Source organism: Clostridium sp. CAG:265 (genome assembly GCF_000436575.1).
GTDB classification, from domain to species: domain Bacteria; phylum Bacillota; class Clostridia; order Clostridiales; family Clostridiaceae; genus Clostridium; species Clostridium lentum.
Map to the genome: position 1 here is coordinate 1 of NZ_FR886633.1, position 26,810 is coordinate 26,810.

The 26,810-nt window shown below is 27.8% G+C and carries 20 protein-coding genes; 3 read left to right on the forward strand and 17 right to left on the reverse strand.

Features of this window, described 5'->3' with window-relative positions; genetic code table 11:
• Positions 1-212: 212 nt before the first annotated feature.
• The gene (locus Q5O29_RS09155; RefSeq protein ID WP_022212652.1) at positions 213-2,114 is read right to left on the reverse strand and encodes a glutamine synthetase; all 1,902 of its coding nucleotides are present in this window, start codon (positions 2,112-2,114) and stop codon (positions 213-215) included.
• 305 nt (positions 2,115-2,419) lie between these two features.
• Between Q5O29_RS09155 and alr the strand changes: the two genes are divergently transcribed.
• Complete coding sequence (alr, locus tag Q5O29_RS09160) at positions 2,420-3,580, forward strand: alanine racemase (protein WP_022212653.1); 1,161 nt, start codon at positions 2,420-2,422, stop codon at positions 3,578-3,580.
• Positions 3,581-3,670: 90 nt separating this feature from the next.
• Here alr and Q5O29_RS09165 read toward each other — a convergent pair whose 3' ends face one another.
• From Q5O29_RS09165 to Q5O29_RS09215, 11 genes are all read right to left on the reverse strand, one after another.
• Positions 3,671-4,234 (reverse strand): AAA family ATPase, encoded by a 564-nt coding sequence (locus Q5O29_RS09165; protein ID WP_022212654.1) that lies wholly within the window; start codon positions 4,232-4,234, stop codon positions 3,671-3,673.
• Between the two features lie 197 nt (positions 4,235-4,431).
• Positions 4,432-5,667: a U32 family peptidase gene (locus tag Q5O29_RS09170; RefSeq protein WP_022212655.1), complete on the reverse strand. Its 1,236-nt coding sequence runs from the start codon at positions 5,665-5,667 to the stop codon at positions 4,432-4,434.
• Between the two features lie 181 nt (positions 5,668-5,848).
• Positions 5,849-6,286 (reverse strand): globin domain-containing protein, encoded by a 438-nt coding sequence (locus tag Q5O29_RS09175; RefSeq protein ID WP_022212656.1) that lies wholly within the window; start codon positions 6,284-6,286, stop codon positions 5,849-5,851.
• A 154-nt stretch (positions 6,287-6,440) separates the two neighbouring features.
• Positions 6,441-7,628 (reverse strand): ABC transporter permease, encoded by a 1,188-nt coding sequence (locus Q5O29_RS09180; protein ID WP_022212657.1) that lies wholly within the window; start codon positions 7,626-7,628, stop codon positions 6,441-6,443.
• Positions 7,629-8,924 carry an efflux RND transporter periplasmic adaptor subunit gene (locus Q5O29_RS09185; protein ID WP_022212658.1) on the reverse strand — a complete coding sequence of 432 codons (1,296 nt, stop codon included), beginning with the start codon at positions 8,922-8,924 and terminating at the stop codon, positions 7,629-7,631. It lies immediately after the preceding gene.
• A gap of 4 nt (positions 8,925-8,928) precedes the next feature.
• Positions 8,929-9,768 (reverse strand): carbohydrate ABC transporter permease, encoded by an 840-nt coding sequence (locus tag Q5O29_RS09190; RefSeq protein WP_022212659.1) that lies wholly within the window; start codon positions 9,766-9,768, stop codon positions 8,929-8,931.
• Between the two features lie 15 nt (positions 9,769-9,783).
• Positions 9,784-10,647 (reverse strand): carbohydrate ABC transporter permease, encoded by an 864-nt coding sequence (locus Q5O29_RS09195; protein ID WP_022212660.1) that lies wholly within the window; start codon positions 10,645-10,647, stop codon positions 9,784-9,786.
• 1 nt (position 10,648) lies between these two features.
• Positions 10,649-13,078, reverse strand: coding sequence for an ABC transporter substrate-binding protein (locus Q5O29_RS09200; protein ID WP_022212661.1), 2,430 nt, complete (start codon positions 13,076-13,078; stop codon positions 10,649-10,651).
• 192 nt (positions 13,079-13,270) lie between these two features.
• Entirely contained in the window at positions 13,271-14,434 is a 1,164-nt protein-coding gene (locus Q5O29_RS09205) for an SAM-dependent methyltransferase (protein WP_022212662.1), read from the reverse strand.
• 261 nt (positions 14,435-14,695) lie between these two features.
• Positions 14,696-15,748, reverse strand: a complete 1,053-nt coding sequence (locus tag Q5O29_RS09210; RefSeq protein ID WP_022212663.1) for a glycosyltransferase — start codon at positions 15,746-15,748, stop codon at positions 14,696-14,698.
• 19 nt (positions 15,749-15,767) lie between these two features.
• Positions 15,768-16,853, reverse strand: coding sequence for a glycosyltransferase (locus tag Q5O29_RS09215; RefSeq protein WP_022212664.1), 1,086 nt, complete (start codon positions 16,851-16,853; stop codon positions 15,768-15,770).
• A gap of 246 nt (positions 16,854-17,099) precedes the next feature.
• Here Q5O29_RS09215 and Q5O29_RS09220 point away from each other — a divergent pair, with 246 nt between their 5' ends.
• Positions 17,100-19,142: a tetratricopeptide repeat protein gene (locus tag Q5O29_RS09220; protein ID WP_022212665.1), complete on the forward strand. Its 2,043-nt coding sequence runs from the start codon at positions 17,100-17,102 to the stop codon at positions 19,140-19,142.
• Between the two features lie 21 nt (positions 19,143-19,163).
• Here the strand turns inward: Q5O29_RS09220 and Q5O29_RS09225 are convergent, their stop codons facing one another.
• From Q5O29_RS09225 to nrdG, 5 genes are all read right to left on the reverse strand, one after another.
• On the reverse strand, positions 19,164-19,676 hold the full coding sequence (locus tag Q5O29_RS09225) for a hypothetical protein (RefSeq protein ID WP_302632044.1): 513 nt from the start codon (positions 19,674-19,676) through the stop codon (positions 19,164-19,166).
• Positions 19,677-19,827: 151 nt separating this feature from the next.
• On the reverse strand, positions 19,828-21,600 hold the full coding sequence (locus Q5O29_RS09230) for an ABC transporter ATP-binding protein (protein ID WP_022212667.1): 1,773 nt from the start codon (positions 21,598-21,600) through the stop codon (positions 19,828-19,830).
• Entirely contained in the window at positions 21,600-23,327 is a 1,728-nt protein-coding gene (locus tag Q5O29_RS09235; protein ID WP_022212668.1) for an ABC transporter ATP-binding protein, read from the reverse strand. The genes Q5O29_RS09230 and Q5O29_RS09235 overlap by 1 nt, the downstream gene beginning before the upstream one ends.
• 214 nt (positions 23,328-23,541) lie before the next feature.
• Positions 23,542-24,351, reverse strand: coding sequence for a hypothetical protein (locus Q5O29_RS09240; RefSeq protein WP_022212669.1), 810 nt, complete (start codon positions 24,349-24,351; stop codon positions 23,542-23,544).
• Between the two features lie 247 nt (positions 24,352-24,598).
• Positions 24,599-25,102 (reverse strand): anaerobic ribonucleoside-triphosphate reductase activating protein, encoded by a 504-nt coding sequence (gene nrdG / locus Q5O29_RS09245; protein ID WP_022212670.1) that lies wholly within the window; start codon positions 25,100-25,102, stop codon positions 24,599-24,601.
• Between the two features lie 178 nt (positions 25,103-25,280).
• Between nrdG and Q5O29_RS09250 the strand changes: the two genes are divergently transcribed.
• Complete coding sequence (locus Q5O29_RS09250; protein WP_022212671.1) at positions 25,281-26,795, forward strand: bifunctional UDP-sugar hydrolase/5'-nucleotidase; 1,515 nt, start codon at positions 25,281-25,283, stop codon at positions 26,793-26,795.
• Positions 26,796-26,810: the final 15 nt, after the last annotated feature.

Genomic DNA, 26,810 nt, shown 5'->3' on the forward strand with positions numbered 1-26,810 from the left:
GTAGTAAATAAGTAGTAAATTGATGTATTTGTTCCCTTGAAAATGCTGATAGATACTGTGTTTTAGCGGATAATCAGATTTTTATTGTGTTTTTAGGATAATAAATATTTATAGGAAATTATTGTATATTTTTAAGGAGTGATTCTATGAGTATCTCCAATAATAATGATGAATTATGAATGATGAATTTAAGTTCATCATTCATAATTATATTAAATATCTAATAGGTTTCTCTTATATGAAGAGTATAACTTTCTTAGCTCTTCCATTTTTTCTTCTAACTCTATATACAGATTAGAAGCAAGTTCTAAATCTTTCTTATCAAAAGCTTCTTTTATCCTAGTGAATAAACTCTTATTTGTATATGTGTCTTTCATTATATAAACTCTTAAATTATTTATATTAGTCCAATTAGTTATATCTAAATCTAAGGCCTTGTCAACTGAATGTAGAGCCTTATATCCTCTTATCTTATCTCCATAGCTATTTATTACTCTATGGCTTATTTCTAAAATCCATCTATTAGTTACTGCCATTTTTACACTATCTATCAGTTGTTCAGTTAATACATCATTTCTCTTTAATACTTGCACCTTTTCTGGATATTTAGCAAGGGCACTGATATTTTCATAAATTGTTGCTGGTGCTTTACCAAAGTATTTATCTCTTTCTTCATCACTAAATGCTTCGAAGACATCCTCTTCACTTCTATACTCTCTATCTTTTTCTAAATAATCTGCAGCTTCCCCTGATTTTTTAGATATTTCAGCTAATAAATCATCTTGAGATTTATTATTATTTACTGCATATAGTATACCATCAAGCATTGCCATATACGATGTGGCCATTGTTAAATAAACATTGGAATGAGGATTTGGTGATCTAAGTTCAAACCTTGTAGCTAATGGACTTGCTAAATCTCTTATCAAGCCAACTAATATACTTCTATTTCTTGAAGGATTGCTTGGTGAAATTCCTAGTGATGTTACAATACATACTGGTGCTTCAAATCCTGGTTTTAATCTCTTTAATGAATTATTAGTTGAAGAAATAAATGGATTCATAACTTCATAGTTCTTTAATATTCCCATTAAGGCACCATAGCCAATAATTGATAAAAAGTGTTCTTTATCAGTATGGAATAAATTGATTCTCTTGCCATCCTTAAGCTTTAAGCTCACTCCTAAATGCACGTGCATTCCTGAACCTGCTACTCCATCAATTGGTTTGGCCATGAACGTAACTTCCAATCCTCTTCTTCTAAATGTTTCCTGTACAAGTATCTTTACAAATAATTCATTATCTGCTGCTTGAACAGCATCTGCATATTTCCAATCAACTTCTATTTGTTCCATTACATGATTAAAATCGCCACTTGAGCTTAGCTTAGCCTTAACTCCACCTACTTCCTTATGGCCCATTTCTGGCTCAAATCCATAAAGTTCCATCAGTATAAGTGTTTCTTCTAAAGCTGTACGAACACTTCCTTTTGTTCTAGTCCAATAATGTTCATGTAATTCTTGAGATGTTGATAACTGTTCTATTTCAGCTACATCATTAGGAGTCTTAACCCAAAATTCTAATTCAGTGGCTGAAGTAACTATAATTTCTTCTACATCATCTCTAGATATATTATATCCTGCTAGAACTTCAGGATGATTATCAAATATATTCCATAGATTGCCCTTAAATGTTTCTATGGAAGAGCTAAGTATATTTCTTGAATCTACTGCCTTATTATCGTGGTGTAAGAAACAAGGAATTCTTAGTGTACCAATTGGTTTTTGAGTTTCTGGATCCATAAAATCATAATTATAATCAACAAACCATTTTGCATTTAAATCCGCTATCATATCAACTTTAGCATTATTAAGAGTTGCTATTCCTGGAAGCACAACAGAAGATCCATCTGTCTGTACAGCAACTCCATTGATAAATGATTCTAAATCATCTAAAAAAAGACTTACTGGTATTTTTTCATCTGTATCATTTCCTGATAAGTCAACACCTACAAATGAAACAAATTTAATTTCTGAATGACTTTTTAATATGGCTTTGATATTTTCCTTAGTATGTTTTTCTTTAGGTATAGTATAAATTAAATCCTTCATCATAAAACAATTTCCTCTTTCTTATCAAATATTTTTTGATTTTTTAGAATATTAAATTCTACTCTATATTGCTTATATCTTCCTTATTGTTAAATATCTAGAAAACTTGTATTGAGCATTGAAAAATATTATAAATCATTATCAATTTTAGCACAATATATAAATTATACCATATACTTCTTATAATTTATATCTTATATATAAAGGAACCACTATAAGCTTAATTAATATCCCTAGTGGTTCTTATCTTTATTATATATTTGTAATATAATACTTTTAGAGTTAAAAATTTATACGAGGTGTTATTAATGAAAAAGATTTTAAGACCTGCATGGGCTGAAATAGATTTAGATGCAATAGCTTATAATACAAGAAATATAAAAAAATTAATTGGCGATAAAGACTTAATTGCAGTGGTAAAAGCAAACTGTTATGGTCATGGAGTCATAGATATAATTCCAACCTTGCTGGAAAATGGGGTTTCTCGCTTTGCTGTTGCCATGATTTCAGAAGCTCTTGAAATAAGAGATAATAAGATAACTGCACCTGTAATGATTTTAGGTTTTACACCTTTATACTTAGGTGAAGAGCTTATTAATAATAATATTGAACAAACTGTTTATGATTTAGATTATGCAAAAGAGTTATCAAAAATAGCCTTAACCCTTAATAAAAAGGCTAAAATTCACATTGCCATTGATACTGGAATGGGGAGAATTGGCTTCTTGCCTAATGAAAAATCAATTGATAACATAGCTGAAATTTGTTCCTTAGAAGGAATTGAGGTAATAGGAATTTTCACTCATTTCTCTACTTCAGATGAAAAAGATAAAGAATATAGTCATGAGCAATTTACTAAGATGATATCAGTGATGGATACACTAAAAAAAAGAGGTATAGATATTCCTCTTAAGCATGTAGCTAATAGTGGTGCTATTATTGATTTACCTGATACTTATTTAGATGCTGTCAGGGCCGGAATAATCCTTTACGGTTATTATCCTTCCGATGAAATAGATAAAAATAACCTTGCTTTAAAGCCTGCTTTAACCTTAAAAGCAACAATAACTAATGTAAAAACTCTAGAAAAAGATATGTATGTAAGTTATGGCAGAACATTCAAAACTAGTAATGAAACAATTGTGGCTACTATACCTGTTGGCTATGCCGATGGTTATTTAAGAAAACTTGCTGAAAATGGTAAAGTAATAATTAAAGGTGAATTTGCTCCTATCATAGGCCGCATATGCATGGATCAATTTATGATCGATGTAACAAATATTCCAGATGTAAAAATTGGTGATGAAGTAATTCTTCTTGGCGAAAAAAATGGTCTTAAATATAATGCAGATGATATGGCCAAAAAACTTGACACTATCAATTACGAAGTTACATGTATGCTTAAATCTAGACTTCCTAGAGTATATATCAAAGATACGCATATTATAAATGTTAAAAATCATATATAAATTATAGCTAATAAAAAATAGTAGATAAGTTTAATTTTATCTACTTTTTTTATTAGATTGATGATTATTTTCTAACACAAAAGAATAAAATTATCCTCTAAAATGTTTTACCATTGATTCTATTGATTCATTGAATTCTTCTGTTGATGAATTTTTAAATACCATTAGTCCTGGAATATCTGGTTTTTCAAAATTACACCTGCTTATATACTTGTCCCAATTTTCTAGTTTCCAAGTATCACGATCAGAATTACGTTCAATCATTCTTTGGTGACATACTTCTGGATCTGTTTCTACCCATATTACTACTAACTCAACATCTCTTTCTGCAAGTTTTTCACGTAAGTTATCCATATATTCTTTATCTCTTACTTCTCTAGTAAATGGAGCATTTACTAGTGCTGTATCACAGTAGTTTAAAGCTTCTAAAGCTAAATCTAACGCTACATCATACTCATAATTTCTTATATGCTCTTCAAAGAAATCGGAACTTCTGTTATACTCTTCTCCAGCAACAACAAAGATTTGCTTAGATAATCCAATTAAAGTATCTTTATCTAAGTATACTATTGGATTTAACGCTTTCGCTAATTCTTTTGAAACAAATGTCTTTCCACAAGCTGGTGGCGACGTAACTAAAAGTAAACTTTTCATATGTATTCCCCCTATTGTTTATTATTTAGAATAATAAACTAAATTCTTAAATTTATTTTTTTCACAGTAATATTATAATTTCATATATACAATTAGTAAAGGATATGAACCGTTAAAGAAAGCTATATTTTTAATAATAAAACAATTTTTTAACAAAATTCGCCTTTTTTATCAATAAAATTGTTCCTTAATGTATATTAAACAAGCTCTTTTCTAATAAAGCTGTTCTTTTCTACTTTGTATGGAATCTTAACTTTGCACATCATTCCAGGGTGTGGGCATGATTCTAATTTATTGCCTTCTAAATCATAAATTTCTTCTACTACAAATTCTCCACCATCAGAGTTTGAAGAAAGTATTTCTACCTTTTCTCCCATTGAGAACTTATTTCTTTGCTTACATGTAGCTATTTGAGTTTCTTCATCATATTCATGAACAATTGCCACTACATCATATTCTCTTACATGGTTATTTGTTTTATAAATTATTCCTTCATGCTTTGGCTCATTAAAGAAGAAACCAGTATGGTATTCTCTATGGCTTACTTTATACATTTCATCTAATAATACTTTAGGTAACTTATAGTTTTCTGGATCTTCACAGTATAAATCTATTGCCTGTCTATACGCCTTAACAACTAGTGCTAAATAATATTCACTTTTATTTCTTCCTTCTATTTTTAATGATTGTGCTCCTGCTTGCATAAGCTCTGGTATATGCTCAATCATACATAAATCCTTTGAATTCATTATATAAGTTCCATGCTGATCTTCTTCTATTGGGAAATATTCATTAGGTCTTTTTTCTTCTACTAAAGAATATTTCCATCTACAACTTTGTGCACATGCACCTCTATTGGAATCTCTTCCTGTCATATAGCTTGATAAAAGACATCTTCCTGAATAAGAAATACACATTGCTCCATGAACAAATATTTCAAGTTCTAACTCTGGAGAAATATTTTTACGTATATCCTTAATATCTTGCAGTGTGCTTTCTCTTGCTAGTACTACCCTTTCAGCTCCTAGCTCTTCCCACATATTACAAGCTGCATAATTAGTTGTGTTTGCTTGTGTACTTATATGTATTGCTAAATTAGTATACTTCTTAACCAACGCTAGTACACCTAAATCTGAAACTAAAACAGCATCTACTCCAACTTCATCTAGCTTTTTTAAGTGCTCAATTAAAGCATCTATTTCGCTATTCTTAGGCATTATATTAACTGTACAGTAGATTTTTTTTCCTAAACTATGTGCATATTCTACTCCTTCCTTCATTTCTTCATATGTAAACTTTTGTGCCGTAGCTCTTAGTGAAAAGGCTCCTCCTCCAAAATATACTGCATCTGCTCCATATTGAAATGCTATTTTTAATTTCTCCAAACTACCTGCTGGAGCTAATAATTCAGGTTTCTTTATCATTTCTGTCATATAGTATCTTCCTTTACAATTATTTTTTAATAATATCTATTATATATCAAATAAATAAATCTTAAAATTATATAAATGGAATATTTCATAATAATATTACATTAAAAAAAGGGATTTTTAATGCAAATCCCCTTTTTTATCTACGAAATATCAAATATTATTTTAATACAATCTCTTTAGATTATTTTCTTGTTTCATAAATTTCTTTTTCAACTGAAATGAATATATCAGCAATTACTTGGTAAGCTTTTTCCCATGCTTCCATAACTTCATCAGTAGCTGCATCTCCTAATACTTCTTTTATAGTTAATAAAAGATTTTTTCCTACTATTGGATAATGTTCAGCTTGAATTTCTTTATTACAGTGAACTTCTCCAATTTTCTTAACTACTGGTAAAATAGCTGGAAGATTATCTATGTTTTGAGCTGCAGCTAATATTGTCATTGCTAAAGCTTTTGGTTGTTCACCAGAATCTTGCTTGTCCATATTAAATAAAGGTTTTACTTCTGGGTTATTAGCAAACATATTCTTGTAGAAAGTAGTTGTTATTTCTAATCCGTGAGTTTTTAATGCTGGTACAGTACTTTTTATTATATCTCTTGTCTTTTGATCTAACATAATTATTTCTCCTCTATATTGATTATTAATTAATAATTATTATTTATCTATAAATTTAATATATCATAAAGATTTTAAATGTGCAAATAAAATATACATTTATTTATTATTTTCTATAAACTTTTCAATAGATTAAAACTTTCTAATACATAATTCATCTTAGTATTCTTTTTAAAAACTGCTCTTTAATCAAATATACATATCTATATAATAAATAATATGGATATATAAGCCATATTACCGCTGAAGATTTGTTAATAAATATACTTTCTTTTAATATATAAATAGCCATAAAAGTAATAATAAATAACGCAATAATACTTATAAATAATTCTTTCATAGAGTTAATCTCAATATTTCTCTTATTTACGAAAAATAGTATTATGGCTATTATAGTGCATAAAAATATTTTATTTAAATATGAAATTACATAAATATCAAGCATATATTTCTTCATATAAATAACATATTTTATCTTATCCATACATTCTTGAAAAAATTTACTCCAATAATCAAAATCAGACCATTTGTTTGGAAGAATATCCACTGGAATAGATATTTTGTATCTTGTTATACAAAAGAATGCAGTTATCCATACTATTATCATCATAATACTAAATATGAACAATACTGGTCTATCTTTAATTTCAATAGCTTTTTTTAAAGCACTCCATACTATAATCAACAATATTATCAATGGAAACATACTTGTACACATTTTTCCTAAGTTATAATAAACTGTAGAATTAACGCCATATTCTTTTACACCATATCTCTCACTTATAAGCTTTATATTTTTTATACCATCATTGCTTATATCCATAAGTAATCCTTGAATTTTATCTTTTGAATCACTTTCTGCCTTCATTATTATAGTATCTTCCATTGCTCTATGGATGCCTCTAATAATAAATTCTCCACTATCATAAATAATTGTATTACCTATGACGTCATTGCTACCAAAAAGCTTGTATGCTGTTTCTTCATCAATTAAGCACCCTTTTATATCATCTTCAAATAATATAGGTCCTTCTGCCACAAGAGAAGACTGCCCACAAATAAATATTATGTTACTTTCTACCCTTCTATTAAAATTACTATTTAATACTGTTTGCTTTTCTTTTTCATGCCATCCTGTAAATACTAGAGAGTTTCCCTTATCTTTTTCTTCTTTCTGCATTTTATAAATATCAGCAGGAAGATATTCTTCTTCATCAAAATATATGTTAAAAGTATTTTTTACTGAAGCTAATCTATTGGTGTATCCTATAGATAAAACCCAGCATATAATCATAGCCAAAACTAAAGCTATCTTAATTACATGGCTAAATACCCTTTTCATTTATTCTTCCTCCAAACGAACTCTATCGCCTTCTTTTATAGTCTTATTGCTACTAATTATTATTTTCTGACTATTGCTTATAGTACCTTCTTCTAAAGCTGCATAAGTATCATTTTTATCTGCAATAGATACATCAACTCTTATAGCAACTTTTTCTGTTCCTAGTATAGTTTCTTCTTCTCCTACCACTAAGATATAATATTTATCTTGCCCTTCTTGATGCAATGCTTCTAACGGTACACATACTTGATATTTCTTACTCTTACTAGATAAAGTAAGCTTACCTAAGTCACCTATTTCTCCTATACCAACTGGTAGTATCACTGAAATATTATAATTATCACTTTCACTTTTACTTATACTATCTATGGTTATATCTCCTATTTCATTATTGGAACTACCTATTTTCAATACAACTGATTGCCCTTGCTTAGCATATTTTTTTAAATCCTTAGATAATTCCGCTACAAACTTATATCCTGATTCTTTATCTGCTAAATATACTGTACTTCCTCCACTAGTGATATCTCCTACCGTTACTACTACATTAGTTATAATACCTTCCTTCTCTGATACAATCTTTCCTTCTGCTCCTTCAATTTTTTTAAGGCTTTCAAGCTTCTTTTTAAGCTCATCAGTATTAGATGCTTCCTTAATATCTTCTAAAGTTCTCTTTTCTGCTAAAAGATTGTTACTTTTATCATTCGTAGCTTGATCATAAGCCGATTTCTTTAAGTTATAATCATATTCAATACTTTCCTTATCTAATGATTGCTTTTCCTGTTCACTGGCATTATTATATTTGTTAACTAAAGCCTCAGCTTCCTTATATGCCGCTAATGCATCTGAAATTATTTTATCTTGCCTAGATACTGCTAAATTATAATCCTCCGTAGCTCTAGATAAATTCTTTTCCTTTTCAGATATTTGACTTTCAATTTGCTGAATCTGTGATTTTAAATCTGTTAAATCTATTTCAAACAATGTATCCCCTGCTTTAATTTCACTACCTGGATATACATTTACATATGAAACCTTTAAATTTTCCACTACAGCAATACCCTCTTCTCTATTTTGAATTATACTTCCATCTACCTCAACTTCATGAGTAATAGTCATTCCTTTTGATGTTTCAACCTTTACAATTGGTATCAATAAAGAATCTGCAAATCTTGATAATATAGTAAGGATAACCATTAGTACTAAAAAGTAGGCTAAAAGCTTCAAGGCTTTTTGCTGTAAGGTTTTATTTGTCTTGCTTTTCCACTGATATTTTATTATTTCTTTTATCTTCATACTATCATTCCTTTACTGCCGTTGCTGCTATTCCCTGCTCTAGATGACTTTGACCAGCAAAAAATACTATTATTGCTGTTATTAATGTTACAGCAGATGCTGCAAATGCTACATCTGCACTTTCCAGACCAATACTAGGTAGATATAATGATAAAGGCCAAAGGCTCTTATCCTTTAAAAATGTTAATGGCTGTTCAATTAAGTTCCAATACTCTAAAAATCCAAGTATCATTGCTGACATAATTCCAGGCTTTCCAAGAGGTATTCCAATCTTGATAAAAATTTTAAACTCGCTAGCCCCATCTAGTCTTGCACATTCTATAATGCTTTCTGGAATACTTATAAAAAATCTATACATTATGAATACAGGAAATGTAGAAAAAACTGCTGGTAACACTATACTCATTGCTGTATTTATAAGTTTAATCTTATCAAGCACTAAATATGTGGAAAGCATTGTTACTTGGAAAGGCATAAGCATCAGCACTATATATAAAGTAAATAGCAGTTTTTTATATGGAAATTCATATCGTGCAAATCCCCAGGCTGCTGTTACTGATACTACTAACTGTCCAATTAAAATACTTACTGTCATACCTACAGAATTCCAAAACATCACAAAAAACTTTGGTGTATCTAGTAAAAGCTCTACATATGATCTTAAAGTAGCATACTTTGGTAGTACACTCCAAGTAACATATCCGCTCCCATCATTTAATACTGGTCCCAAATACTCTTTGATTTCTGCAGCTCCCATAATAGATCCTGAAAGTAGAAATACTATAGGAAAACACATTATCATTGCTAAAATAAATAAAAGTAAAGTTATTATTTTCTTTTTCATATTATCTACCTTTCTTTAATTTTCTCTTTCCCATACTTTTTGTAATAATGCTATTAGAATATATATCACTATAGCCATAATCACTGAACCTGCTGACATTTTGCCAAAGGATAAATCTCTAAACCAATTATTAAATAAATGCTGCAATACATACATACTTTTATCAGGATAATCTCCACCAATAAGATAAGCTTCTCTAAATACCTTAAAGGAATTTAAAAGAGATAGCACTGCTACTGTATATAATGTAGTCTTCAAATTAGGAAGAGTTATTTGTGTAAAACATTTCCATTCACTGGCCCCATCAACTCTAGCAGCTTCATATACACTTTCAGGTATACAGCTTAAACCAGCTAGCCATAAAACAATATTATAACCAAGATTTTTCCATATATAACTAAAAACTAATATCCAAAAGGCAAATTTAGTGTTCATCCAGTCAAATCCATGACCCCCTACTTTAACTAACCATGAACTTAATGCCCCATTTTCATGAAAAATTATTTTCCATATCAATACTATGGAAGCTATAGGCACAGCCATTGGTATTAAAAAAGCTGTCTTTATTATATAAGCATTTCTTACAAACCTCTGCATTAATACTGCTATAATAAGAGAAATTATCAGTAATAATGGAATGCATATAAAAACAAACTTTATGGTGTTTGTTGCTGCTAACTTAAAAGCTGCATTTTTAAATACCTCCATATAATTTTTAAAAAATACAAATTCTCTAGTTATTGGACTTTGAAAAGATCTTATGACCACATCTGCAAATGGAATTAAAATAAATATACTTACCCCAATTAAGCTTGGAAGGATAAAAAAACACCCTTCCATTTCATATTTTTTTCTTTTCCTTTTCTTTAACTTTTCCATACTATTCCGCCAATATTAAATCAATATTATCGCCTATATTCTTAACAACTTCATCTAATGTCGCATTTCCATTTGCATATTTATCAAAGGCTTTTGCCACTTCCTCTAAAACAATAGTATTAACTGTAACTGGCGACTTTAAACTTTCTATTTCAGCTTTAAAGTTGTTAAAATATTCTTTCGTTGGCCAATACACTTTTAATTCCACTGTTGTTCCATTTTCATTTGAAAATCCCCATGTACCAATAGATTGATCTTCACTATAACCTTCTCCATTTTCTCCAACAAATTCATCGGCATATGGATATTCTGAAATTTTATCAAAAGCTGCTTTATTAATAGGTAAACCATCATAAGATTCTTTACTTTGACTTTCTTCACTTAATAAATAAGAAATAAACTTCTTAGCCATTTTCTTATTATCACTTTTAGCATTAATACCCATTAAGTTTTTTGGAACAAATACTCCTGATGTTTGTCCATTAATTAAAGCATAAGATATATCTTGATTCCCTTTACTTAAAGAATACATATACTCTATAAAATCTCTTCCACTAATAACCCCTACTGCAAGCTTTTTAGACGATTCATTCATAATACTCATCGGATTTAAATAATTATCTAAATAATAAATCCCTATATCTTCACCATATTCATCTATATAAGACTGCATACTTTCCTTATATTCTTCATATTGAGCTTCATCATAAGTAGCTAAATATGCATCATATATATTTTTTGTTTCCTCTAAAAATTCTTTTATATTATCTTCATTTATTGTATTATCCTCATTTAACCAAGTACTACCATTAGCATAGTAAAGCATACTGACTAACATTGATGGAGTATACATTTCAACATATTTATCATCATTGGCTTTACCAGAGTTTTCTGCTGATTTAACTAATGCTGCACTTAATGTCTGTAAATCAGTAACTGAACTTACATATTCAGTTTTTCCTACCACTACTGGAATTGTAATCTTTGTTGGAATTGAATATACTTTTCCATTTTTATCTGTATATGCATCTATTATATTTTCAAATAATAAGTCATTCTTTGTATAATCTGCTATAACATCACTTATATCTTCTAATAATCCTTGTTCAAAATATGCTTCTGACATACCATCAAGTAATATTATATCTGGACCCTTACCTGCCATTATCTCAGTATTTAAAGTTCTTAAAGCATCTGATTCTGTAACAGCATCCTCACCTGAAGTACCAATTTCAAGCTTAATATATATATCTGGATTAGCTTTTTGATATAGCACTATATTTTGTCTTATCTGATAATTTTCATATAATGAATAAACTGTTATTTGATTCTCTGGAACCTTTGGTGTATCAGCTGAATAAGTAAACCTTATGATACTTGTACCAACTTCATAGCTGTTATAATCTTGTCCACAAGCCAAGAAAGTATTATCTTTGCCTACTACAAACGTACTAATATACATATTGTCATCACCTATGGAGCTTAATGACCCTTCTATGATTTGCTCTACTTCCTTTTCACCTAATTTATACTTATAAAGCCCTGTGGTACTAGTATAATATATAGTTTTATCATCATCAGAAAATATATTTGAAATACCATAGAAATTTGAGTTATTTTCATATAATACTTCACTTTCTAAAGGTTTAATATTTCCTAGTTCTTTACCACTTTCTAAACTATATTCCTTTACAGAATTACCTCCAACAATAACTAAAGAATCTCCTACAGTAGTAAAATCACTAATATATGAATCATCTAAAACAAATTCATTTTTTATCTCACCACTAGCTGGATCTAATTGATATATCATTCCATTATCATTGGAGAATACAATGTCTCCATTCTTAGCAAACTTAAATGTATAATAATATCTACTATAAGACATATCCTCATCTTCTGCTGTATTTTGAGAAATTTCATCTAAAGAAATATCATGTATACTCCCTTCATCATCTATAAATGCATATTTGTATTCTGGTTCAAAATACTTATCATCTGTAGCATCTTCTGCATTGTCATCCACTGATTCCTCTTTTAAATTTTCATCTTCTTCAGATTTCATATAATCATAAAAATAATATGAAATAAAAATATTTCCATCTTTTGACAAAATAGCATTATTTACTGATAGCATGCTATTTTCCGAATCACCCTGTGGTAAATTTATCTCTTTTCTATTCCAGTTTTGACATTCATCGTCTGATATATAAAGTTCAATTTCTTTTTCCCCATACGCTAACATTCCTATAGTACCATCTGAAAGAACTCTTAAGTCTCTTACATCATAAATTCCTTCTGGTGCATCATAGAATTCTTCTATGTATCTTCCCATTTCTGCTGCTGATCCTACTTTAGTACAGCCAAACATGCTTAAGGCAAATACACTGCTTAAAGCTACTAAACCATATTTATTATTTACTTTTCCCATAAACTACCTCCAAATGTTAATAATACTCTGATTTTATCATAATATTTTATAAAAATATACATTAATGTATTTTTTTTGATTTTATTCATATTTTTATAATATTAGTTTGAATATTGATTATTTATATATCATTATAGCTTTGTTACAATTTAATAAAAAAACTTCCAGTAGCTAAAACTACTGGAAGTTTTTTTATATTATTTTATCTTCTTTTAATAATTTATATAACGTAGGAATCACATTAAATTCATTAATTAATGATTTTACTTCCTCTAAAGATTTCTCTTGTTTTTCTTGTGATATATTGGCTTTTGATGCTCTTATTAAAATATTTTTAGGAGAATGTGCAATATTAATAAACTCTAATAATTGAGTTTTATACCCAGCACATTCCAAAAGATTTGCTCTTACACTATCAGTCATTAATGCAGCAATTCTTTCTTTTACTATGCCGTATTTAGTTAATATTGAAAAATTATCACTTTTCATTTGAGCATTAAATTCATGCTGACAACAAGGAACTGAGAAAATCATTTTTGCATTCCACTTTATTGCATTATATAAAGCATAATCTGTGGCTGTATCACAGGCATGAAGTGTAATAACCATATCTACATTATTATTATACTTATATCCATTAATATCACCTAGTTCAAAACTTAAATTTTTATATCCATAATTTTTAGCAATATCGTTACATTTTTTTATTACATCTTCTTTTAAGTCTAAACCAATCATTTTTACATCAATTTTCTTAATTTCTACGAAATAGTAATATAAAACAAATGTTAAATATGATTTTCCACAACCAAAATCTAATATTGTAAGTTCCTTATAATCATTCTTCTTTATCTCATCGTCAATTATCTCTATAAATCTATTTATTTGCTTATACTTGTCGTATTTAGAATTTATCACTTTTCCTTCTTTAGTAAATACACCTAAGTCTATTAACGGTTCTATTATCATTCCTTCTTTAAGTATATAATTCTTTTCTTTATTATGTCCCTTTTTAGCAAATTTTTCGTTATTTCCATCTTTCTTGCTACAATGTACCTTTCCTTTTTTAGAAATCTTCACATCATATGTAGTTACATTTGACCAAGCTGTGAATTGTTTGTAATTTCCTGATGTATATTCTAATACCACAGATTTAATTTCCTCCAATGATATATTTTTGTGAAATACCTGTTTATCTGTAAACTTTTCTATTTGATAATATTTTTTAGTTTTAATTTCCTTTAAAAGAATATTTATCTTATTATATTTTACATCTTTATTAACCTTGTTACTTATAACTAATTTTATTATTTCTTCACTAAATATATCATTAATTGTTCTTTTTAACTCTTCCATAAATTTTAATTCACCTTTTTCTTTTTATAATTATGTTAAAAAAGTTATTGCTAATCACAACAACTATATTACTGCTAATACCAAAAACTTTATATTGTCTTCATTATCATTTGTTAATTTAAAATTTTGTTCATATTATTACTTTCGTAACTTATTCCATAAATGTTTATAAAATATATGCAAATTATGTAAAAGAAAAATACTTTAATTAATATAATTAGAGTTTTTTCTTTTACACTTAATCATAAACTAATTAAATTATTATTTTAATTCTTTAATAATTGCATTTTCTATATTTGAAACAACTTTATTTTCATCAAATTTTTCTACTGATGATATACACACTTCTTGTGAAGGCAATTCTATTTTGTTGTTTATTATATTATTTATTATTTCTGCAACCTTAAAATAATCATTTTTATCAACAAGCCACCCATTAACTCCATCTTGAACTATATCTTTAGGTCCCCCAGATTTAGTTGATATAACTGGTATACCTCTTGATAAAGCTTCTGCTAGAACCATAGAAAATCCCTCTGTATTTGAAGTTGAAATACATATACTAGCTTCATCTATATCTTTCCACGGTTCTTCTTTCCACCCACTCCAACTTATATTTTCATTTATTCTTAATATTTTAGCAACATTTTCTAATACCTTTCTTTTACTACCATCACCAATTATATTAGCTTTCCATTTTCCTCTTATCTTATTTAAAGCATGCATAAGCATAAATAAATTTTTTTCTTCTTCAAGCCTTCCAACACTTAAAATTTTAAAAATACCATCCTGCGGTCTTTTTATAATATTTTCCTTATTTATACTAATTGGATTATTAACTAAATATATATTTTTTTCCTTATCATAGCTTCTTATTCCATCACCAACTGCCGAACTTATCGCCAAATGCGCCTTAGCATAGCTTATTAAAAATGGATCTTTATAAATATTTATATCTCCATGGATCCAAGATAAAATTGGTATGACTTTATCTGTTTTTTCCCAATTAATACCTAAACTACATATATAGCTTTGAAATGGTATATGAGCTGCAATACATATATCTGGTAATCCTATTTTCTCCATAAGTTGTTTATAGCTTTCTCCTAAATATTCATACGAATCATTTTTCATTTCATTTCCATAATAATAAACTTCACCTAAGGAATCTATCCATTTTAAGTAAGGAGGAACATATGCTATAATCACCCTTACCCTATGACCTTTTTTCTTAAGATTTTCATATACTTTTGTAGTAACAGTTTCTACTCCACCTCGTCCTCCAACATAGTATAATGCTATATCTATTAACATCTTTTTTCACCTAACTTCTTTATCTTACACGTGTAAAACCATAAAATTTATAATAAGTTTTTATTATCACTTCTTCAATTTTATTTATAACTACTTGTTCATCAAACTTCTGTATTGAATCAATACAAACTTCTGCCTTTGGCAAAATATATTTACCATCTTGAATTTTAGATAATATTTCTGCTAATCTAATATAATCACCTACTTGGTATAACCATCCATTAACGCCTTCAACCACCATATCTTCGGGACCACCACATTTAGTAGTAACCACTGGAATCCCTCTAGCTAATGATTCAGCTGTAGTCATTGAAAAACCTTCATATAATGATGAAATTACTGTAACAGATGCTTCCTTAACAGTATCCCAAGGATTTTCATGCCATCCAGTCCACTGAATATTTTCATTGATATTCTTTTCTTCTGCCAAAGTTCTTAAAGTAGAATAATGTCCCCCATCACCAACTACTATAAGCCTCCATGGCTTTTTTAAAATTGCTAAAGCATTAATTAAAGTCTCAATATCCTTTTCTGGACTCAACCTTCCTAATGATAATATGGTCAGTATTTCTTTAGGTCTATTTATAACATCTAAATTCTTAATCTGTACTGGATTTCCCACAACATATATATTTTCTCTATCTAAAGCTAATGCTAAATCATCACCTAACTTATTACATAATGCCATATGTGAATTACTAAAGCTTAAAAGTTCTCGACCTCCATAGGCACTTACAGGTCCATGCAACCAAGAAATTTGCGGAATTACATTATAATTTTTCCCGTTTAAGGCAACATTACAAATATAACTCAAACTGGTGGATTGAGTTGCAATAACTATATCTGGCCTTCCCTTTTCTTCAATAGCCTGTCTATATTTCATTGCATATTGATGTAATCCTGAATTTATCATAGAAAAAGGAATATCTTCACCATAATAATATATTTCGTCAAAATTTCTTTCCCACTCAATATATTCCGGCCTATATGCTTGAAATACTCTAACTCTATGCCCTTTCTTAACTAATCCATTATATACTTTTGATATAACATTTTCTAATCCGCCTCTGCCTACGGCATAAACAAGAACTATATCAATTAGCATATATGCTCTCTCCTTATTAATTTTATAATTATTATCTGACAATTTAATATATGATTTGCAACTAAATTTTGTCCTCAATTTTACATACTTTATGTCATTTTATTTTTTTATATTATTTTTTCACTTATTATTTTAAAATATCTACTTTATACTTATATAAATATAAATTTTTCATATCCATTTCCATTTTTATACAATTTATGTTATGATAATTATATTACTTTTCATAAATGAAAGGAGTATTATATGAGTTGTTGGACCGTACTAGAAATTAATCCTACAAAAGATTTAAGGGAAATAAAAAAAGCATATTCAAGATTAATAAAATGCTATAACCTTGAAAAAGATACTAATGAATATACAATACTGACAAATGCTTATGTAAAAGCAATGTCACTGGTAAATACTTCAGTAAAAGATATGTCTAAATGCTTATCTAACAATTCAATTGATTATACTTATGAAAATATCAAAAGCTATTGTGATGACTCATTAGATAATAAAAATTACATATCTGATTTTAATTATAATCTTAACTATATATACACCAATCCAGTCTTAAGATTCAATATTGATAGCTGGATAGAATTATTAAAATCTTATATGTTTATCAATAAAGAAATACTAAATGTTTTAGAAAATGATTTAATAAATTATATTTTTATTCATAGATATATACCTCATGAAATATTTTTGCTTTTTGATAAATATTTAAAATTTAATGAAAGAGAAGCTGAGCTATATAAAAAATATCCTAAAAATACCATTGATTATCTACTACAAGAAATAAATCATCCTCTTAATTTAAGCTATAACTATCTTTCAACCATCAGCAAAGATAAAATAGAAGAATATCTTGAACTCCGAGAAAAAGCATTTATTTATATTAGTGATAAGAATGTTATTGAATATCTTAGTAAGGCCTATACTATCTACTCTTATGATTTGGATTTATTAAGACTTCTTGGTGCCTATTACCTTAATAAAAATGACACCATAAGCGCCTTAAGATATTTTAGAGAGGCTTTAGAAATAAATAGCTCTGATATGTACTGCTTAGCGAGTTTTGGGCATCTTTTAGTAAAAACAAAACAATATACTAAAGCAATTCTTTGCCTTGAAAAATACACTTCAAAATTAAAAAATAATCTTGATATTGATGCATTAACTGATTTAGCTTTAAGCTATTATTATTCTTATGAATATATTAAAGCTTTAGATTTATTCCAATTATTAAATAAGTTAACCCCCCTAAATGCATCTATTAAAAAATATATTAATGCTATCAAAGAAAAAATAAAAAATCCACCTAATGATAAAATCACTTCAGCACCAATGTATAAAAGATTTATTACTACAAAAGAAACTCTACTTATTAATAAATTAAATGAAATTTATACTAACTTCCAACTAAGAATAGATATTAATAACTGGAAAGACTTATTAAGTTATCAGATATTCTCTTTAGAAAACCTTTCTTTTTATATTGAACAAATAATCATTGAATATCTAACAACTCATAAGTTCATTCCTAACGAAGTATTTATCTTATTCTCTAATCACTTTAAATGGCTAGATAGAAAAAAAGAGCTTTTTCACTTATATACTAACCTAAATATAGACATTCTTTTCAAAAACTTATATGAACTACATCCATTATCATATAGCCATTTAAAAAATATTAATGCTGAAAATTTAGATAAGTACCTTAAATTAAGAAGTCTTGCATTATACTCGTTAGATAATAATATAAATGAAACTCTTAATTATTTATCTGAAGCATATAAAATTTATGATAATGATTATGAGCTTTTTAGAATATATGGTGATTATTTTTTATCCTTAAAAAAATATGATAAAGCAGCAAAATACTTTACTAAGTCTCTTTCCTTAAATGATTTAAATTATTACTGTATGTATAGACTTGGTCTTATTTTTTCTCAAAGGCATGAATATGATAAAGCTCTTATCTATCTAGAAAAGCTTTCTTTAATAAAAAAGGATGTGTATTTTATTCACTCAGAAAAATTCTTAATGGAAATTGCTTTATGCTATTACTATACTAATAATCTACTTCTTGCCAAGAAGTATTTTAAAAAACTAAGTCTTATTAATAATAGCCTTCATTTTATAGATATTTATTTAAAAAATATAAACTATAGATTAAACGGAGTTAATAAAAAAGAAATTCATATCTCTGTTATTTCTAATCCTAATTATAATGATGAGAATATCATCTTAAAATTATTTAAAAACTCCAAGCGAAAAATCTCTCTATTATTTACTTAATAAAAATAAGATATAGCATTACTATATCTTATTTTTATCCTCTTCAATTTTGCAATGCTCACAACATATTGCTTTTTCACATTCTAAAGTATTTCCACTAAGGATTACCTTACTTCTTGCTAAAGTCCTGCAAGTGTTTTTCATATGGTAGTTTTTACCATTAGGTGTCCAATAGACTATAATTTCTTTTTCTTCTGGAAATTCAATACTTTCATTGCTTTCAACTATCTCTTCTACCTTTTCATCAGCTTCTATTTTTGCTAATGGTGCTTCATTTATTACTTGTTCAGTTTTAATATTATTTTCATCTTTTTTAATATGAATTTGCTCTTTTTCATTAACCATTTTCTTTTTATTTTCATCTTTGAAAATTCCTAATGGCAAATTAGTCACTATAGTTATAACTGTATCTCTATGAAAAATATCTTTATTATATAAAAATAAAATTAATATTAAAACTACTATTAACGAAAGCATCATAATCATTTTCCAAGTACCTTTCCTCTCCTTATATTTGCTATTAACTCTTAACATAATAAATATTGCCATTATTCATTATATTGCATTTATTAAAAATTTAAATAGGTTTATAAAAAAAACTTATGTAATTAAACCCATCTCTTATTTTAATAGCTTCTAAAAAAAGATTAAAGGAACTCCCTTAGAGTTCCTTATCATCAATATCCTATTGTTCAGCAAATTGACTGTTATATAGTTCTTCATAGAAACCACCTTTAGCCATAAGTTCCTGATGATTTCCTTGTTCAATTATATTACCATCTTTTATTACAAGGATTAAATCAGCACTTTTTATAGTTGAAAGCCTATGAGCTATAACAAAGCTTGTTCTTCCCTTCATTACATTTTGCATAGCTTGCTGTAACATAAGCTCAAGTCTTGTATCTACAGAACTAGTTGCTTCATCTAATATTAAAATAGCTGGATCTGATAGTATTGCTCTTGCAATGGTAAGAAGCTGCTTTTCTCCCTGTGATATATTAGATGCCTCCTCATTTAATACCATATCATAGCCTTCTGGCAATGTCTTAATAAAATGATGTACATTAGCAATCTTTGCTGCTAATATAACATCTTCCTTACTGGCATTAAAGTTCCCATACTTTATATTTTCTTCAATAGTACCATTAAATAACCAAGTATCCTGTAGTACCATTCCAAAAAGACTACGTAAATCTTCACGCTTCATATCTCGAGTATCTACTCCATCAATCTTTATTGAGCCACCTTTTAGCTCATAAAATCTCATTAATAAGTTGATTAACGTAGTTTTTCCAGCACCAGTTGGTCCAACTATAGCCACCATTTGTCCTGCTTTAATTTCTGCATTTAAATCATGAATTAATATTTTATCATCATTATAACCAAATTTTACATGTTCAAAACTTACATCTCCTCTTGGATTATCTAGTTTGACACTTTGCTCTTTATCTGGAATTTGCTCTTCTTCATTTAAGATTTCAAACACTCTATCTACCGCTGCAAAAGCTGACTGTATTGCTGATGATAATTGAGTTACTTGTGATAATGGCTGATTTATTTGCCAAATATATCTTATAAAAGCCTGTAAATTCCCTACAGTAATTCTACCAGCTACTGCTGTAATTGCTCCTATAATTCCAATGGCAGCAATTCCAAGATAACTTACTAGTGATACTAAAGGCCCCATTGTACTGGAAATAAATTGAGCTTTAAAACCTGAAGCTTGTAATTTACTATTTATTTCAACAAATTCATTTATGGCACTTTCTTCTTTACCATATAGCTTTATCTCATTGAAACCTGTGAACATCTCCTGTACAGTTCCATTTAGCTTTCCTAAAGCATCTTGCTGTGCTTTAAAATAGCCTTGTGATTTACTTACCACAATTTTTGATACAAGAAAGCTTAATGGTATTATTAGTGTTGCCACAAAAGCCATTTTTACATTTATTCTAAACATCATAATCAAAGCTAATAAAACTGCTAAAATAGAATTAATTATCTGACTTAAACTTTGCTGCAAAGCATTTGATATAGTATCAATATCATTAGTAATCCTGCTTAATACATCACCATAGCTGTTTCCATCAAAATAACTTACTGGCAATCTTTTAATCTTATCCTGTATGGCTCCTCTTAAGTCTCTCATACTATTTTGTATAGAGTTAGTTAATAAAAAACTTGCCCCATAAGTTGATAATACATTACCTAAATATATACATACAAGAATCACCAATACCTTTAGTATATATTTAAAATTTACACTAGCGCCTTCAACACCTCTGATTATATCAAGAGAATCATTGGTAAGTTGAGTTATTATAAAACCTTCCACCATAGGAGCAAGAGCTGTAAATACAGCTGCTGAAATAATAAGTATTATGGCAAAAATAAACCCTTTCTTATAATTTTTTACAAAGGGGGCTATTTTTCTAATTGTATCTTTTATCTTATTCATTATGCAAGTTCCTCCTCTGTAAGTTGTGATAATGCTATTTCATGATATACGTTGCAAGTACTTAACAATTCTTTATGCTTACCAACGCCTACAACTTTTCCTTCATCTAATACAATTATCTTATCTGCATCCATGATTGATCCTATTCTTTGCGCTACTATTAAAACAATTGCATCTTTAGTTTCTTTTTTCAAAGCCTTTCTAAGAATAGCATCTGTCTTAAAGTCTAGGGCTGAAAAACTATCATCAAATATATATATTTCTGATTTTCTTACTAAAGCTCTAGCTATTGATAATCTTTGCTTTTGCCCTCCTGATACATTAGAGCCTCCTTCACTTATAGGTTCATCAAAGCCCTTTTCTTTAGTAGTAATAAAATCATAAGCTTGTGCAATTTTTGCACTATTTTCAACTTCATCATGAGTAGCATGAGGTTTGCCAAATTTTATGTTACTTTTTATAGTACCGGTAAATAATAAATTCTTTTGTCTTATAAAGCCTATTTTCTTTCTTAGTGCTTTTAAATTAAACTTTCTCACATCTATACCATCAATTCTTATACTTCCTTCTGTTACATCATAAAATCTTGGTATAAGATTAATAAGTGTTGACTTTCCACTACCTGTACTACCAATAAAAGCAATGGTTTCTCCTTTTTTAGCACTAAATGAAACATTTTTAATTACTGGTTCTTCTCCATCTGGATAAACAAATGTAACATTTTCAAATTCTAATGTTCCTTCATTATTTGTTTCAGTAATTCCTTGTTCTGGATTTTTAATCATAGGCTCTGCATCTAATATTTCCTGTATTCTTTCTGCTGAAACTTGTGCTTTAGGATACATAACAAAAACATTAGAAAATAACATTAAAGAGAACATTGCATGAAATAAATATTCTATAAATGCAACTAATTGCCCAACTTGCAATGAGCCAATATTTATCATCTTGCTAGCCATCCAGAATATAGCTATTATAGCTAAGTTTAATAATAAAAAGAAAGTAGGTTGAGCCACTGACATAAGTTTAAATAGCTTTTTTGAAATGAAAGCATATGCATTATTAACTTTTTTAAATCTCTTTCTTTCATAATCATCATTACCAAAAGCTCTAATAACCCTAATTCCTGTTAAATTCTCTCTAGATATTCTATTAAGCTTATCTAAATTATTTTGTTGTGTTTGAGACCATGGATGGGATGTTTTAGCAATTAAATATACGCCTAAAACAATAAGTGGTAAGGTAACTGATAAGATAGCAGATAATCTCACACTTGTTGATAAAATTAAAAATACGCTTATGATAAACATAATAGGACATATCATTGCCATTCTCAAAATAGTATTAGTAAATTGCATAACTTGAAAGGCATCATTGGTAGTTCTAGTTATCATTGATGATATACCAAATCTATCGTATTCACTATGAGAAAATTCTTGAGACTTTTTAAAGATATCATTTCTTATATCTCTAACAACGCTGGTGGAAATCTTCGCTGAAGTAAATCCTAAAAGTATTGACCCCATAACACCTAGCACAGATATAATAACAATAACAGTTCCCATTTTCTTTATATAGCTTATATCATTATAAGCTATACCTTTATCTATGACTGTAGCCATTATTGTAGGTATACCTAACTCAACTAAAGCAAATCCTAATACACCAATTATATTTAATAAAACTAAACCTTTATATCTGTTTAAATACTTTAATATTAATTTCATTTATTCATCTCCTCTTCATTATTATTCCATTAGTCTTTAGTATCATATCTACTTATTTATTTTGTGTCAATAATTAAATTTTATCTATATCCATCAAAAGAGAAATATATAAAACCATGCTATATACAAAATTACTATAAAAATCTATATTGGCACTTACACCTTTACATATATATTTAAAAGGGTCTGTTCATAGTGCGACAGCCCCTTCTACTTACCTTTTCCTATGTCTTACTAATAATACTATTATTAATATAATAATTATCACAGCACATAATATAATTAAACCCATATTAATTACATTAGGTGCAAAAAATGATAACCTCACTTCTGTATTTGTATTTAAATCCTGCAGAGTATAACTCCACTTGTTTGTATAATCATCAATTTTTGTTGTTGCATTACTTTCTGTAATCTTAAAAGGTATGGAAAGTGTTAAATCATATGGTATTTGTGCCACATAATTTTTGATGGTATTTGTTACATTTCCAATTAAAAAACTAGTTACATTACCATACAAATATTTTTGTATTTCTGGTGTAATATAGTTATTTATATTATTACTTACTTCATTTTCAATATTAGCATCTATCTCTAATAATAAATCTTTAGTAAGACCTATATTAATTGTATATTTATCCTTTAAAACTCCTTTTTCTCTTTTCACATCGTACTTAATAATATTGCCATAATCATATGACAAATTGCTTATATTTAAAGCATTAGATTTTAATAAATCCTTTATATTTATTTTGGAAGTTGTAATTGTAACCTCTTCAATAGTATTATTATCTTGTGAATACACATTAACTTCTGTCTCTGTACCTAATACCTGCTGTAGCAATCCATCTCCTACCACATTTTTTATACTTTCATCATAAACTAATCTAAATACTGTATTGCTGCTTCCATCTTTATTTACTTTTACATTTGTACTTACTTCCATTGTTCCACAACTTACTAAAAATATCATTAATAAACTTATAATAATACTCATAACCACTTTTTTTAATTTGTAATACATTGTACTTCCCCCTATGCATATTACTATAATAAAAAAACTTCATAATTTATATTTTAAACTAGCTATAATAAAAATATGATATAATCAATATTATTTATATAAAATTAAACTTGGTCTTATGTCAATAAAACCTATATGGTGTTAATATAAAGTAATGGACATATTAAAATAAATCTTTTAATAAAATTAAATCTACAAGAAAGCTAAAAAATACTTTAAAAAAAGATGTAAGTGTCTTCTTACATCCTTATATTACATTTATTAAAACAACTTTTTTTTCTTTCAATGATTTTTTTACATCAATAATTCTTTGATTTTCTGAACCTCTATATTTTAAGCTTAAATTTTTCATTTCAGCCTTAAATGGACCATCTATTAAAACATCAACTTGTTCTAATATTTCCTTTCTTTTTGGATTACTTATTATCTCTTCATAAGTATATCCTGACCAAAGCCATATTTCCTTATTAGTTTCTTCTTTTATTCTAGTTAAAAGTTTTAATAAAGAATCATCCATTAACTGCTGCATAGGCTCTCCACCTAAAATACTTACCCCATGAACATTGGGACTTTTTACATAAGAAACGAATTGTTCTTCCACTTCTTCAGTCCAAAATTCTCCATACTCAAAGCTTTGCTGATCTTTATTAAAGCACTGAGGACAATTATGTGTACATCCACTTACAAATAAAGTAGTACGCACCTTGGGCCCATTTGTGACGTCGAACTTCCTAATTTGTGCATATTTCATTTTAGAATTCCCCTTAATTTTTACTTTCATATGTTAATTTTATTGTTAATCATATTATACTACTAATTATATAAATATGCTAAATTCATAATTTATACTTATTATAAGTAAAAATATGATATACTTAATACTATTAATATTATTTATATAAATTTAACAAAAGAGGCGGTATTATTTAATGAAAAATTTAAAAATCTATTTTACATCTGACCTTCATGGATATGTTTATCCAACTGATTATGTAGAAAGAAATGAAAAAAATATTGGTTTGCTTAATATAATTAATCATTTCAATAAAGATGGAAATACATTAATAATTGATGGTGGAGACACTATTCAAGGTTCACCTTTTACAAATTACTTAAGTAATTCAAAATTTGATGTGCATCCATTAGCAACTATTATGAATGCTGGAGGATATGATTTTATAACTCTTGGTAATCATGACTTTAACTATGGAAAGGAATATTTAAAGAAGTACTTAAATAATTTAAATGCTACTTGTCTTTGTGCTAATGTTGTAGATAAAACTAATGAATTACCTATTTTCCCTTACAAGATAAAAACAATGGAAAATGGATTAAAAGTAGGTATAATTGGATTTACTACTGACTTTATAAACAGATGGGAGCGTCCTGAAAATATAAAAGATATAGATATCACTGATACTTTTGACTCAGTAAAGAAATATTATGAAACTGTAAAAGAACAATGTGATATCCTTGTAGGTGTTTACCATGGTGGATTTGAATATGATTTAGAATCTCACAAACAATTAAGCACTACAAAAGAAAATATTGCTTATAAAATATGTAAGGAATTTGATTTTGATATACTTCTTACAGGTCATCAGCACCTTCCTATAGCTAATAAAAATCTTCATGGAACTCACATAGTTCAAACTCCACATAATGGAAGTAAATTCTTAGAATTAAATCTTACTATAAATGATGATTGCAAAGTTGAAATAAATTCATCATTAAAAGATTTAGAATTAAATCCTAATAAGGAAATGTATGATAAATTCTTACCATTAGAAGATAAGGTTCAAGAATGGTTAGATACTCCTGTTGGTGTTTTAGATACTAAACTTCAGCCTACAACTCATTTAGATATGGCTTTAAATGGTTCAAATTTAGCTAACTTTATAAATCAAATTCAACTTGAAAGTAGCAATGCAGATATATCTTGTACTACCTTTGCAAATGTAATAAAAGGATTTAGTAAAAATGTTACTGTAAGAGATATTTTATCTACTTATCCATATCCAAATACATTAGCTGTTCTTGAAGTTAATAAAAATATATTAAAATTAGCATTAGAAAGAGCTGCTAGCTACTTTGAAAATAATAATGGAAATGTAACAGTATCTGAAAGATTCTTAAAACCTAAAGTTGAACATTATAATTATGATTACTTCTCAAATATAAACTATACTTTTGACTTAACTAAAGAAGTTGGAAATAGAGTTACTTCTATTAAATTTAATGGTGAAGAATTATCTGAAGATAAAAACTTAACTTTAGTTATGAATAACTATAGAGCTAGTGGTGCTGGTGGTTATGAATGCTATGAAAATTGTAAGGTTGTTAAGGAAATATTAATTGAAATACCTGAAATAATTATTAATTATTTTAAAAACAATCCTAAAGTTGTTGTAGATACAGCTAGATACTACAAAACTATATCTTAACCAAAATACTGTATT

Bases quoted from the DNA above. Each gene is read 5' to 3' on its own strand.
- Q5O29_RS09170 (WP_022212655.1), bottom strand. From the start codon at position 5,667: ATGACAGAAATGATAAAGAAACCTGAATTATTAGCTCCAGCAGGTAGT.
- Q5O29_RS09235 (WP_022212668.1), bottom strand. From the start codon at position 23,327: ATGAAATTAATATTAAAGTATTTAAACAGATATAAAGGTTTAGTTTTA.
- Q5O29_RS09215 (WP_022212664.1), bottom strand. From the start codon at position 16,853: ATGCTAATTGATATAGTTCTTGTTTATGCCGTAGGCAGAGGCGGATTA.
- Q5O29_RS09205 (WP_022212662.1), bottom strand. From the start codon at position 14,434: ATGGAAGAGTTAAAAAGAACAATTAATGATATATTTAGTGAAGAAATA.
- Q5O29_RS09175 (WP_022212656.1), bottom strand. From the start codon at position 6,286: ATGTTAGATCAAAAGACAAGAGATATAATAAAAAGTACTGTACCAGCA.
- Q5O29_RS09230 (WP_022212667.1), bottom strand. From the start codon at position 21,600: ATGAATAAGATAAAAGATACAATTAGAAAAATAGCCCCCTTTGTAAAA.
- Q5O29_RS09180 (WP_022212657.1), bottom strand. From the start codon at position 7,628: ATGAAAAGGGTATTTAGCCATGTAATTAAGATAGCTTTAGTTTTGGCT.
- alr (WP_022212653.1), top strand. From the start codon at position 2,420: ATGAAAAAGATTTTAAGACCTGCATGGGCTGAAATAGATTTAGATGCA.
- Q5O29_RS09220 (WP_022212665.1), top strand. From the start codon at position 17,100: ATGAGTTGTTGGACCGTACTAGAAATTAATCCTACAAAAGATTTAAGG.
- nrdG (WP_022212670.1), bottom strand. From the start codon at position 25,102: ATGAAATATGCACAAATTAGGAAGTTCGACGTCACAAATGGGCCCAAG.
- Q5O29_RS09190 (WP_022212659.1), bottom strand. From the start codon at position 9,768: ATGAAAAAGAAAATAATAACTTTACTTTTATTTATTTTAGCAATGATA.
- Q5O29_RS09155 (WP_022212652.1), bottom strand. From the start codon at position 2,114: ATGATGAAGGATTTAATTTATACTATACCTAAAGAAAAACATACTAAG.
- Q5O29_RS09195 (WP_022212660.1), bottom strand. From the start codon at position 10,647: ATGGAAAAGTTAAAGAAAAGGAAAAGAAAAAAATATGAAATGGAAGGG.
- Q5O29_RS09165 (WP_022212654.1), bottom strand. From the start codon at position 4,234: ATGAAAAGTTTACTTTTAGTTACGTCGCCACCAGCTTGTGGAAAGACA.
- Q5O29_RS09185 (WP_022212658.1), bottom strand. From the start codon at position 8,924: ATGAAGATAAAAGAAATAATAAAATATCAGTGGAAAAGCAAGACAAAT.
- Q5O29_RS09210 (WP_022212663.1), bottom strand. From the start codon at position 15,748: ATGTTAATAGATATAGCATTATACTATGTTGGAGGACGAGGTGGAGTA.
- Q5O29_RS09200 (WP_022212661.1), bottom strand. From the start codon at position 13,078: ATGGGAAAAGTAAATAATAAATATGGTTTAGTAGCTTTAAGCAGTGTA.
- Q5O29_RS09240 (WP_022212669.1), bottom strand. From the start codon at position 24,351: ATGTATTACAAATTAAAAAAAGTGGTTATGAGTATTATTATAAGTTTA.
- Q5O29_RS09225 (WP_302632044.1), bottom strand. From the start codon at position 19,676: ATGTTAAGAGTTAATAGCAAATATAAGGAGAGGAAAGGTACTTGGAAA.
- Q5O29_RS09250 (WP_022212671.1), top strand. From the start codon at position 25,281: ATGAAAAATTTAAAAATCTATTTTACATCTGACCTTCATGGATATGTT.